This is a genomic window from Aequoribacter sp. (assembly GCF_965659035.1).
Classification (GTDB): Bacteria; Pseudomonadota; Gammaproteobacteria; order Pseudomonadales; family Halieaceae; genus Aequoribacter.
The window spans coordinates 15,868-27,443 of sequence record NZ_CBFHWH010000024.1; the positions used below are offsets into that span (position 1 = coordinate 15,868).

Here is an 11,576-nt window from a genome sequence, read left to right on the forward strand (position 1 = left end):
TCCCCGGCTCGGCGCTTGCCGAGGGCTTAACTTGGGACTGGGAAACGCTGCCCGAGTACATGGACTCGATTGCAGCAAAGCCCCACACCATTGACGTTGCGGTTCAGGTAACACACGACCCTCTGCGCGTTTATGTTATGGGTGACCGTGCAGTATCGGATCAAGCCGCTACGCAACAGGATATAGCCGAAATGCAGCGACTCACCCGGGAGGCGTTGCAAGCCGGAGCGATAGGCTTTTCGACTGGGCGATCGGACGTGCACCGCAGTGCGGACGGTGATTGGACACCTTCATCTGAAGCAGGCGGCGCTGAACTTGAGGGTATCGCGCAGGCGTTTCAGGGCCTGAGTCATGGCGTGTTGCAGGCGGTTAACGATTTTAATCTTGAGCGCGAGGGTGACGCTTTTGACGCCGAATTTGATCTAATCGAAGGGTTTGCAAAAGCGGCAGGCGGGCGTCCTTTCTCGCTGAGTTTAATGCAGCGCGATTTTGCCCCTGATCAGTGGCATCGAATTATTGATCGAACAGAGCGTGCGGTCGAGCGGGGGCTGAACATGCATTTGCAGACGGCACCTCGCGGCATTGGCGTGATTACCGGGTTGCAGTGTACCTTTCATCCTTTTATTGGGTTTCCGAGCTACAAAGCGATTTCCCAAAAGCCCTTGGCAGAGCGGGTGGCGATTATGTCTGACCCCGCGTTCAAGAAGCGCTTGTTGCAAGAAAAGTCTGAAAAAGTAGCGGGCGATGGGACCTCGGTTCCACCCATCACTGACTTGCTGTTGGCCGCGATAGATTATGTGGCGGGTAAAACCTTTCTGCTAGACGATAACCCGAATTACGAGCAAAGCGCTGAGACTTCGGTGTACGCCATGGCGCAAGCGCACGGGCAGTCGTCTTTGGGTATGCTCTACGACTTGATGTTACAAGATGGCGGTGAGCAGTTGCTATACTTCCCAATTTACAACTACACCGACATGAACTTCGAGGCCGTGCACACAATGATGACACACCCGCGAGCGATTATGGGTTTGTCGGACGGTGGCGCGCACGTTGGGACTATTTGTGATTCGAGCTTTTCGACTTATTTACTCACCTACTGGGCCAGAGACCGCCAAAGCGGACCGAAGCTTGCGGTTGAAGAGGCAATTCGAAAACTCACATCAGAACCTGCCGATTACTTAGGTATGTCTGACCGCGGTCGTCTGAGTGTGGGTTTAAAAGCGAATATTAATGTCATCGAATTTGACCGTTTGCGCTTGTTTGCGCCACAGATGGTCAAAGATCTGCCTGCAGGTGGCCAGCGCCTGTTGCAGGATGCCGCGGGCTACCGGTCGATGTTGGTGGCAGGGCGAGAAGTACTCGCGAACGATGTCCTAACGGGTGCTTACCCTGGATCTTTGTATCGAGCAGGGCAAGCGTAAAACTACTGTTTGACGTTCTCGCGAACAATGCGCTGTTTTTGGCGGTTCCAGTCGCGTTCTTTGGTTGCATCGCGTTTGTCGTGTGCTTGTTTACCCTGTGCGAGTGCGATTTTGGCCTTGACCAAGTGGCCTTTCCAGTAAAGGCCGGTGCAGACACAAGTTTGGCCTTTTTGCTGAATGGCGGCTAGTATGCGCGCGAGCTCTTTTTTGTGAAGCAATAATTTGCGCGTGCGTGTTGGGTCAGTGACAAAGTGAGTCGATGCCGTGGCGAGTGGCGTGATTTGAGAACCGAGCAAATAAGCCTCGCCATTTTTCATAATGACATAAGAGTCGGTGAGCTGAACCTTGCCCGCGCGCAGACTCTTGACCTCCCAGCCAGTCAATGAGATGCCCGCCTCAAAATCGTCCAGCAGCTTAAAATCGAAGCTGGCTCGTTTGTTCGAAGCGATTTGGTTACTGCTTTGCTTGGGTTTCTTTTTGCTCATCGGCGCATTATACGTGAACCGCTGGCGCCGCACAGTAATTCTTCTCTTTTCAAAGTGCTTATCCTAGGCCATCCTTAACCGATGGATAGGAGACCCTGATTGTTTTTTATTTCCTCAACACATGATGTCTGGCAATCGAGAACCACGTTCTTTTTTGGTTTGATCGCAGCAACTCTGGGGCTAGGTAATGTCTGGCGCACTGCGGGTTTGGCGGCCGAACACGGAGGCGGCGTGTTTTGGATTGTATATACGCTCTTGATGGTTCTGATCGCTGTGCCCATCGTGTTGTCAGAAGCTGTAGTTGGGCGAGCCGCTAATGGTGGTGTTGCAAACGCTGTTGAAGTATTTGCACAGCGCTCAGGAACGCCCCGCCGCTGGGGTGGCTTGGGTTTGTTTGCCGCAGCTTCTGCGCTTCTCGCCGCGGTTTCTTTATTGCTGACTTCTGGCTGGGTGATTGCGGTCGGTTTCGACCTGGCTAAAGGTGAGTTTGCCGCGGTGAGCTTGCTACAGGTCGGAAATTACTTTCAGGCGCTGGATGCCAATCATGACCGTACTCTCGGTCTGAGTTTAAGCGTATTGGCCGGCCTTATCGCGGTATTGATGGTTGGCGTAAAACGTGGCTTGGGCGTCTTTGTATGGCTGGTCAGCTTATTGGTTTTCGCCTTGGTATTTGTGTTGGTGTATCACAGTTTATTGGCAGGCGATATGGCGGCCGCGGGTACTTATCTATTCAAGACTGACGCCAACGCAGTGACCTGGAAAACGTTTTTATACGCCCTCATGCAGGCCATGACGACTTTATGCCTCGGGCTTGGCGTGGTCAGCACTTACGCGACCTATGCGTCCAAAGAAGTCCCTTTAGGACGTGTGATGCTTGCGATTTGTGTGTTTGATGTCGGTTTTGGGGTGCTGGCTGGCGTGATCGCCTATCCTCTGATTTTTGCACAAGATATTACTCCAGCGAGCGGTTTGAGCCTGCTATTCATTGCGCTTCCTAAGGCTTACGGCAACATTGTTCAAGGTGATTTGATGGGCGGCCTCTACTACCTTATGACGCTGCTTGTAATATCTGGCACTGTAATTGCGCTGCTACAGGTCGTGGTGACCCTTATCATGCAACGGACGCGATTATCACGTTTTGTTGCGGCGCCTTTGGTCGGTCTCTGCGTGGCCGGCTTGCTGTGGGCGATCTATGAGTGGATAGAGTCTCAGACGGGTTACAGCACATGGTTAGCCGTGGCCCTCAGTGATCGTTTGCTCAGTACCATACTCCTTCCTTTGGTGGCGCTTGGCTTTGCCTTGTTGGTCGGCTGGCGGGCTAATACAGTGGGTTTGGTGCGAGCCTTGGACCGAGAAAGCCACACATTTATCCGTTTGTGGATGGGTTTGCTGAAATACCTTGTCCCCCTAGCCAGCCTGATTCTGCTGAGCTCGGGGTGGCTGGCGTATTTTTAGCGTGCCGCGGTCCTTGGGAATCGGGTAAAATACAGCATGATAGAAATTAATCGCAGTGCATTATTGCCATATTCCGCGCGCCAGTTATTTGATCTGGTGTCTGAAATTTCCGCCTATCCTGACTACATTCCCGGCTGCACAGGAGCCAAACTGTTAGGTCAGTGGGAGCGCGGTGTAGAGGCAGAGCTGACGGTCTCCGCATTGGGGGTTAAACAGTCGTTCGCAACCCGTAATACGGTGATTGATGGGCAAGAAATCCGCATGGAATTATTAAATGGTCCACTGCAACACCTTGTCGGGCGTTGGCTATTTAAACCGCTGTCTGACTCTGCCTGCAAGATCGAACTCAATTTGGTATTCGAAACTACAGGTTCCTTAAAGAAAATTGCAGCAAAACAACTGGTTGAACGCACCAGCACGACGGTGGTCGATGCTTTGATTCAAAAAGCGCATGAGTTGTTCGGGAGGGGGTCTTGAGCGCGCAAATTACCGTAGAGGTTGCTTATGCCCTGCCAAATAAGCAGCTCATCAAAGCCCTTGAAGTTCCAGTGGGTACCACAGCTCATCAAGCCGTCAAGCTTTCGGCTATTGCCGAAGCCTTTGATGCGACGATACCCGAAGATGGCCCTTTAGGCATATTTGGAAAAGCGGTTGCGAATGAGCATGTGTTGCGAGAAGGCGATCGGGTCGAAATATATCGACCTCTAATTGCTGACCCTAAAGAAGTACGTAAAGAGCGCGCGGCGAAGGCGCGCATTGCTCGAGCGAAGAATAAAAGTTAGTTCGATTCAGTTTCCGCTTCTTCGCTGGTTTCGCTGCTGGGCGGGATCTTGCTGTCAAAATGGCTTAATACCTCGCCATCGAAGTAAACCGTCAGGCGGTTATCAAGTATCTGTACGTCGCCGCGAGAAAAAACGTAGCGGTAATCCCAACGGTCCTCGTTGAAGGAGTCTTCGACTAAGGGGGTCCCCAATACAAAGCGAACTTGTCGTCGCGTCATGCCTGGCTTTAGTTGATCAACCATTTCTTGTGTCACAACATTGCCTTGTTCTATGCCGATTCGATATACGCCCGGGAAACCGACGAAACCACAGCCAGATAGGACAATTGTGGTTATAATGGCGATGAGAATGAGACGCATTGTGAGAAACCTTTAACTATAGTCAGTGCAGTGGCATCATACTGGCCTTAAGCGATAGAGAGAACCCCTAATATGTCTTTTGAAAACCAAGAATTGAAAAAAGCGGGGCTTAAGGTCACCTTACCGCGCCTTAAAATCATGCAAATTCTTGAGGCCAACTCCGAGCAAGGGCAGCACATGAGCGCTGAAGACGTATACAAGGCCCTCCTCGAAGCTGAAGAAGAAGTGGGCTTGGCAACCGTATACCGAGTCCTTACTCAGTTTGAATCCGCGGGTTTGGTGTCACGCCATAACTTCGAGACGGGCCATTCGGTCTATGAAATTGCGAAGGGCGAGCATCATGACCACATGGTCTGTGTGGATACAGGTGAGGTTATCGAATTCACCGATCCCGTGATTGAAGAGCGCCAGCATCAAATCGCGAAAGAGCACGGGTTCGACTTGGAAGATCATTCCTTAGTGCTCTACGTTCGTAAAAAAAGCCGCTAAGAATATTGCCTTAGCAGCTGGGCCGCGTGCGCCTTGGTCTGATCGGTAATGTTCACCCCGCCGACCATGCGGGCTATTTCCTCAACTCGCTGCTCATTCGAGAGCCGTTCAATGACTGTTCGAACGCCGGTATCGTCGTTGTTTTTTGCTATGAGCAGGTGATGGTCGCCTTGGCCTGCGACTTGAGCCAGGTGCGTCACGCACAAAACCTGCGAGTGTGAAGTGAGGCCGTGAAGTCGCTGGCCGACGATGTCCGCCGTCGCGCCGCCAATACCGACATCTACTTCATCAAAAATTAGGGTCGGCGTTACAGCCTGCTGTGCTGTCACTACTTGTATTGCTAGGCTGATGCGAGAGAGTTCACCACCTGACGCAATCTTCGCCAGAGCTTTTAGCTCTCCTTCTCGTTGAGTGGCTATTTTGAATTCGATTTCTTCCGCACCATAAGGCGATGGGATCTCACTAATATGTGGCGTCAATGCAACGCCAAAGCGGCACTGGCCCATAGCCAGAGATTGTAACTGATCGTGTACCTCAGACTGCAAATGTTCGGCGGCAGCCTTGCGCTGCCCCGAGAGGGCGTCGGCCGCCCCGGCATAAGCGGCTTGGATGTTTGTTAACTGCCGCTTGAGTTCGGTAATGCGATCATCTGCGCCCAACAGAGCTTCTAGCTCCAGTTCGTAGGTCTGTAATTTTTGGGCAAGTTGGTCAGGCTGGGTACGGTGTTTGCGCGCTAATTCATAGACTTTGTCTAGGCGCTCGGTAATTTCAAGTAAGCGCTCGGGGTTTAATTCTAATTTGTCGGAGCGGCGCTCGATGTCGCGACGAGCCTCGTCGACTTGGATGAGAGCAGAGTTTAGGAGTTCATAGGCTTCGCTGGTGAGCCCTGATTTTAGTCCCGATTCGAGTAAGCGTATGGTTTGGCGTAAACCATCTGATTGTTGCTCACAATGATATGCTGCTTCTGATAGCTGCTTGATCAGTGTTTCGCCCTGGCTAAGCAGATCTTGCTCCTGCTCGAGGCTTTCGAGTTCGTCTGCGCTGAGTATGACGCTTTGCAGTTCCTCGACTTGGTATTCTAAAAAGGCTTTCGCTTCTTGATTGTCGGAGTTGCCTTGGGTAAGGGCATCCAACTCTTTCTTGACCTCACGAAATTCGTGGGCCAACTCGCGGGCTTTGTGCAGGTAAGAGGTGTCGGTAATCAGTGCGTCAAGAATATGTCGGTGTGTCTTTTTATTCATCAGCGATTGGTGCGCGTGCTGACCGTGGATGTCGACCAAAAACTCACCCAGTTCATTGCATTGTTGAGCGGTGCAGGGCACACCATTGATGTATGCTTTGCTTCTACCCTCGCTGGTGACGATACGGCGCAAAACCAAATCGTCATCGGCTTCGAGGTGATGCTTTGCCAGCCACGCTTGCGCTTGTGCTAAGCCGTGTAAATCAAAGCTTGCACTGATCTCTGCTTTATCTGCACCATACCGAACGCTGCTAGAGTCGGCTCGGTCGCCCAAGCACAATCCCAGAGCGTCAATTAATATGGATTTGCCCGCGCCCGTTTCGCCCGTAATAACGGTCATGCCGGCGTCGAAATCGATAGCAACATCCTCGACGACCGCAAAATTCTTGATGTGAATGTGGGTGAGCATGCGCGGTGTCCTTATAATGCGCTAAATGTCTACTAAGTCATAGAATACTGACTTAGTATGTCATGAGAAACGGCTGGTGCAAATTGATTCAAAATGGCGGTAATAGACTAGCCTGAAAGTGCTGAGTAGGGTATACCTAAGCGTGTTATAAGAGTAATTAAACGGCATGAAACAAAAAGACGTATCCGAGCGTTCACAATTGGTTTTGCAGGCTTTGGTGAAACGTTACATCCAAGAGGGTGCGCCTGTGGGGTCAAGCACTGTGCGCCAAGAGGCCGGTTTGCCTGTTAGTGCTGCAACGGTACGCAATATCATGTCGGACCTCGAACACAGAGGTTATTTGCATGCTCCGCACACGTCTGCTGGCAGAGTACCGACGGCTGCGGGCTATCGCTTATACATTGATTCATTGTTACAGGTGGACATGCCCGATGCGGCAACCTTTCAGGCTCTACAGAATGAATTGAGTCCCGACCGCAGCTCACGTGACCTGGTACAAGTCACCTCCAACCTGTTGGCCGATATCACGGCTCAAGCCGGGCTAGTTACCGTGCCCCGTCCTGACTCAGCACAGTTTCGGCAAGTCGAGTTTTTGCCGCTGTCGGGTAATCGCGTGTTGGTGATTTTGGTTCTGAATCAGCATGAAGTGCAGAACAAAATTATCCACACCCATCAAGAGTTTGACGCGGATCAGCTGCGCAACGCGGCGGCGACGATCAACGAACGTTTCTCGGGGCGGACCTTTCAAGACATTGAAAGCATCATTACTCAAGAGTTACGAGAGGCGAAGTCTCGTATCGATCGCTATATGGAGGAAAGCTTAGCGTTTGCGAATAAAGCCCTGAACGTCGGTCAATCGAGTACAGAAGATTATCTCATGGCGGGCGAATCTAGATTGCTAGAGTCCGCTTCGCCCGAGGAGCTCGAGCATCTAAAAAGCTTGTTCCAAGCTCTTGAGAGCAAAAAAGATGTGCTGCATTTGTTAGAGCGATCCTCAGTCGCAGAAGGGGTTAAGATTTTTATCGGTGAAGAGGCGGGTTTCAACGCTTTGGGTAATTTCTCGTTGGTGACTGCACCCTACGGCGATGGCAAAAAAACGCTGGGCGTTCTGGGCGTTATTGGTCCGAAACGTATGGAGTACAGTCGCGTGATTCCTATTGTTGATCTTACTGCCCGAATGCTCAGCCAGGCTTTGTCGAATTAAAGCCTTGAAAAAACTGAGTTCGTCCCCAAATCACAGGCAGTGTTTTGTTTTTAATTTGATGTGATGAATAGGGGAAAGCCGTGAGTGACCAAAAAGACCACGAACAACCTGAAGTAAACGAAGAAAACCTGCAGGTAGAAGCGGTTGAGACCGCTGATACTGAGGAGCCTGCAGAGGCCGAGCAAATAAGCCCAGAACTGCAAATCGAGGCGCTAGAGCAAGCACTTGGCGAGGCGAAAGAGTCCGTTTTGCGCGCTCAGGCAGATGCGATTAACGCTCAGCGCCGCGCTGAAAAAGAGATCGAAAAGGCGCGTAAATTTGCGCTTGAGGGGTTCTCGCGCGAAGTCCTTGTCGTCGCTGATAATCTTGAGCGTGCCCTCAGCGTGGTAAACCCCGAAGATGAGTCGGTAAAGCCGATCGTCGAAGGTATAGAGCTCACATTGAAGAGCTTTTCTGACGTGCTCGCCAAATTCAACGTAGAAGCGGTAGATCCTCACGGAGAGCCCTTTGATCCTCAATTACACCAAGCGATGAGTATAGTGCCCAATCCAGAGGTTGAGCCCAACACTGTGATTGCTGTTATGCAAAAGGGTTACACCTTGAATGGGCGCCTTATTCGTCCCGCTATGGTGATGGTTAGCAAGGCAGATTAAGCCTTTTTTCTTAGGGCCCCTTGAAATGAGCAAGCGCGGGCCCATATAGATACCAACGAAATGTTAAGTGCTTTACGAGAGCACGAGTAGGAGAAATATTATGGGTAAAATTATTGGAATTGACTTAGGCACGACGAACTCTTGTGTCGCAGTTATGGATGGCGATAAGCCACGTGTTATCGAGAACTCAGAGGGTGATCGCACTACGCCATCAATTATTGGCTATACCGAAGACGGCGAAATTTTGGTGGGGCAAAGCGCAAAGCGTCAGGCCGTTACCAACCCTAAAAACACCTTGTATGCGGTCAAGCGTTTAATTGGTCGCAAGTTCACTGACGATGTCGTTCAAAAAGACATCAAGATGGTGCCTTACTCGATTGTGGGTGCAGACAATGGCGATGCGTGGGTAGAGGCCAAAGGCAAGAAAATGGCACCTCCTCAAGTGTCTGCGCAAGTTCTGATGAAAATGAAGAAAACAGCCGAAGAGTACCTAGGCGAGCCAGTCACTGAAGCAGTAATCACGGTGCCTGCTTACTTTAATGACTCGCAGCGTCAGGCGACCAAAGACGCCGGCAAAATCGCAGGTCTAGAAGTAAAGCGTATCATCAACGAGCCAACCGCTGCGGCACTCGCCTATGGTATGGACAAAGTCAGTGGAGACAACGTTATTGCTGTTTATGACTTGGGTGGTGGCACCTTCGATATCTCGATCATCGAGATCGCCGAAGTCGATGGTGAACATCAATTTGAAGTGCTAGCAACAAATGGCGACACTTTCCTGGGTGGTGAAGACTTCGACCTTCGCTTGATCGAATACTTGGCGGCTGAGTTCAAGAAAGAGAACGGCATTGACCTGCACAACGATCCTCTAGCTCTGCAGCGTCTTAAAGAAGCCGGTGAGAAGGCGAAGATCGAGCTGTCTAGCTCGCAACAGACTGAAGTTAACTTGCCTTACATCACGGCAGATGCGACGGGTCCTAAGCACTTGGTCGTGAAGCTGTCACGCAGCAAGCTTGAGTCATTGGTTGAAGATCTTGTTAAGCGCTCTTTGGAGCCCGTAAAGGTTGCATTAAAGGATGCGGGTCTTAGCCCAAGCGAAATCAACGACGTGATCTTGGTGGGTGGTCAAACCCGTATGCCTTTGGTCCAAAAAGCGGTCACTGATTTCTTCGGTAAAGAACCTCGCCGCGACGTTAACCCTGACGAAGCGGTCGCGGTAGGTGCATCGATCCAGGGCGCGGTACTGTCAGGTGATGTTAAAGACGTACTGCTACTAGACGTGACGCCGTTGACTTTGGGTATCGAAACGATGGGTGGTGTGGCTACACCGCTGATCGAGAAGAATACGACCATTCCAACGAAGAAGTCGCAGGTTTTCTCGACAGCAGATGACAATCAAACCGCAGTTACCATTCACGTGGTGCAGGGCGAACGTAAGCAAGCGGCGCAAAATAAATCTTTGGGACGCTTTGACTTGGCGGATATCCCGCCCGCACCTCGCGGTATGCCTCAGATCGAAGTGACTTTCGATTTGGATGCCAACGGTATTCTGAATGTGTCGGCGAAAGACAAGGCGACGGGCAAAGAGCAATCAATTCGTATTACTGCGTCAAGCGGTTTGTCGGATGATGAAATCGAAGCTATGGTGCGCGACGCCGAGGCGAATGCCGAAGCCGATGCAAAATTCGAAGCCCTGATTGCAGCGCGCAACAGCTGTGAAGGTATGGTGCACGCCGCGAAAAACACTCTCAAAGAAGCGGCAGAGCACGCGACAGATGAAGAGAAATCGGCAATTGAAGCGGCTATTGCTGAAGCAGAAGAGGCTTTGAAAGGCGACGATAAGGATGCCATCGAAGCCGCCGCGACTAAAGTGACTGAAGCAACGAGTCCTGTTGCTCAGAAGATGTATCAAGCGCAAGCTGCCGCCGGCGAGCAAGCGCAAGGTGCTGATGCACAAGAGGCCGCAGCCGATGACGCGGTGGACGCTGAGTTCGAAGAAGTAAAAGACGACAAGAAGTAATCTTCTGTCGAAACGGACTCGACACCCAGTGTCGGTGTACAATGAATCATCAGCGCGGGTCTTAGTGCCCGCGTTGTTGTAATTGGATTATCTAAGACAGCGTGTGCTGTTGCTAACTAAATGCGATTGAGTTGTCATGTCAAAACGCGATTATTATGAAGTGCTAGGGGTTGCTCAAAACGCCGACGAAAAGGACATTAAAAAGGCCTATCGTCGTATAGCGATGAAATTCCACCCCGATCGAAACTCGGACGACCCCAAAGCCGATGAAAAATTTAAAGAAGCAACCGAGGCCTACGAAGTTTTAACGGACAAAGAAAAGCGGTCTGCTTATGACCGTTTTGGTCACGCGGCGGTCGATGGTTCAGCCGGTGGCGGTGGTGGCGGTGGTGGTTTCGGTGACGGTGGCTTTGGCGATATTTTCGGAGATGTCTTTGGCGATATTTTCGGTGGTGGTCGCGGTCGCTCATCGGGCCCGCAGCGTGGTTCGGATTTGCGTTACACGCTAGATATCTCGCTTGAGGATGCCGTTAACGGTAAAAGCGTTGAAATTAAGGTGCCGACACTCGATTCGTGTGACACCTGTGATGGATCGGGTGCTAAGCCCGGCTCTAGCCCCAAGACTTGCGACACTTGTGGCGGTGTTGGGCAAGTGCGTATGCAACAGGGTTTCTTCCAAGTTCAGCAGACCTGCCCGAGCTGTCGCGGGCGCGGTAAGACGATCAGCGACCCTTGTGGAAGTTGCCGCGGTCAAGGTCGAGTGGAGCGCACCAAAACCTTATCGGTTAAAGTCCCTCCGGGCGTTGATACCGGCGATCGTATCCGCTTGTCCGGCGAGGGCGAGGCTGGACCTAACGGCGGTCCAAAAGGTGACCTGTTCGTCGAGATGTCGGTGCGGCAGCACCCCATCTTTGAGCGTGACGGCAAGCATTTGTACTGCGACGTACCGATTACTTTTGCCGATGCGGCCTTGGGTGGCGAGCTTGAGGTGCCGACGCTTGAAGGGCGCGTTAAGTTGAAGATTCCAGAGGGGACCCAAACGGGTAAACTGTTCCGCCT

General features: G+C 51.6%; 12 protein-coding genes. 9 read left to right on the top strand and 3 right to left on the bottom strand.

The window, feature by feature from the left end; all coding sequences use genetic code 11:
• On the top strand, positions 1-1,421 hold a 1,421-nt coding region (locus tag ACTF5Z_RS05760; protein WP_438984846.1), incomplete at its 5' end, for an amidohydrolase family protein.
• 2 nt (positions 1,422-1,423) lie between these two features.
• On the opposite strand, the gene smpB is transcribed toward ACTF5Z_RS05760, so the two are convergent.
• The gene (gene smpB / locus ACTF5Z_RS05765) at positions 1,424-1,906 is read right to left on the bottom strand and encodes an SsrA-binding protein SmpB (protein ID WP_009576070.1); all 483 of its coding nucleotides are present in this window, start codon (positions 1,904-1,906) and stop codon (positions 1,424-1,426) included.
• A 99-nt stretch (positions 1,907-2,005) separates the two neighbouring features.
• On the opposite strand from smpB, the gene ACTF5Z_RS05770 reads away from it, so the two are divergent.
• The 3 genes from ACTF5Z_RS05770 to ACTF5Z_RS05780 are packed head-to-tail and all read left to right on the top strand — an operon-like array spanning position 2,006 to position 4,143.
• Positions 2,006-3,361: a sodium-dependent transporter gene (locus ACTF5Z_RS05770; protein WP_438984847.1), complete on the top strand. Its 1,356-nt coding sequence runs from the start codon at positions 2,006-2,008 to the stop codon at positions 3,359-3,361.
• Positions 3,362-3,397: 36 nt separating this feature from the next.
• The gene (locus ACTF5Z_RS05775; protein ID WP_438984848.1) at positions 3,398-3,838 is read left to right on the top strand and encodes a type II toxin-antitoxin system RatA family toxin; all 441 of its coding nucleotides are present in this window, start codon (positions 3,398-3,400) and stop codon (positions 3,836-3,838) included.
• Positions 3,835-4,143 (top strand): RnfH family protein, encoded by a 309-nt coding sequence (locus ACTF5Z_RS05780; protein WP_438984849.1) that lies wholly within the window; start codon positions 3,835-3,837, stop codon positions 4,141-4,143. Before ACTF5Z_RS05775 ends, ACTF5Z_RS05780 begins: the two co-directional genes overlap by 4 nt.
• Here ACTF5Z_RS05780 and ACTF5Z_RS05785 read toward each other — a convergent pair.
• A complete protein-coding gene (locus ACTF5Z_RS05785; protein ID WP_438984850.1) occupies positions 4,140-4,502 on the bottom strand; it encodes an outer membrane protein assembly factor BamE in 363 nt (120 codons plus the stop codon). The genes ACTF5Z_RS05780 and ACTF5Z_RS05785 overlap by 4 nt on opposite strands.
• Positions 4,503-4,574: 72 nt before the next feature.
• Between ACTF5Z_RS05785 and fur the strand changes: the two genes are divergently transcribed.
• Positions 4,575-4,991 carry a ferric iron uptake transcriptional regulator gene (fur, locus tag ACTF5Z_RS05790; protein WP_438984851.1) on the top strand — a complete coding sequence of 139 codons (417 nt, stop codon included), beginning with the start codon at positions 4,575-4,577 and terminating at the stop codon, positions 4,989-4,991.
• Here the strand turns inward: fur and recN are convergent.
• Positions 4,988-6,640: a DNA repair protein RecN gene (recN, locus tag ACTF5Z_RS05795; protein ID WP_438984852.1), complete on the bottom strand. Its 1,653-nt coding sequence runs from the start codon at positions 6,638-6,640 to the stop codon at positions 4,988-4,990. The two genes, fur and recN, sit on opposite strands and share 4 nt — an antisense overlap.
• A gap of 166 nt (positions 6,641-6,806) precedes the next feature.
• On the opposite strand from recN, the gene hrcA reads away from it, so the two are divergent.
• From hrcA to dnaJ, 4 genes are all read left to right on the top strand, one after another.
• Positions 6,807-7,844 carry a heat-inducible transcriptional repressor HrcA gene (hrcA, locus tag ACTF5Z_RS05800; protein ID WP_438984853.1) on the top strand — a complete coding sequence of 346 codons (1,038 nt, stop codon included), beginning with the start codon at positions 6,807-6,809 and terminating at the stop codon, positions 7,842-7,844.
• 80 nt (positions 7,845-7,924) lie between these two features.
• Positions 7,925-8,497 (top strand): nucleotide exchange factor GrpE, encoded by a 573-nt coding sequence (gene grpE, locus ACTF5Z_RS05805; RefSeq protein WP_438984854.1) that lies wholly within the window; start codon positions 7,925-7,927, stop codon positions 8,495-8,497.
• A 100-nt stretch (positions 8,498-8,597) separates the two neighbouring features.
• Complete coding sequence (gene dnaK, locus ACTF5Z_RS05810) at positions 8,598-10,517, top strand: molecular chaperone DnaK (RefSeq protein ID WP_438984855.1); 1,920 nt, start codon at positions 8,598-8,600, stop codon at positions 10,515-10,517.
• A gap of 136 nt (positions 10,518-10,653) precedes the next feature.
• On the top strand, positions 10,654-11,576 hold a 923-nt coding region (gene dnaJ, locus ACTF5Z_RS05815; protein ID WP_438984856.1), incomplete at its 3' end, for a molecular chaperone DnaJ.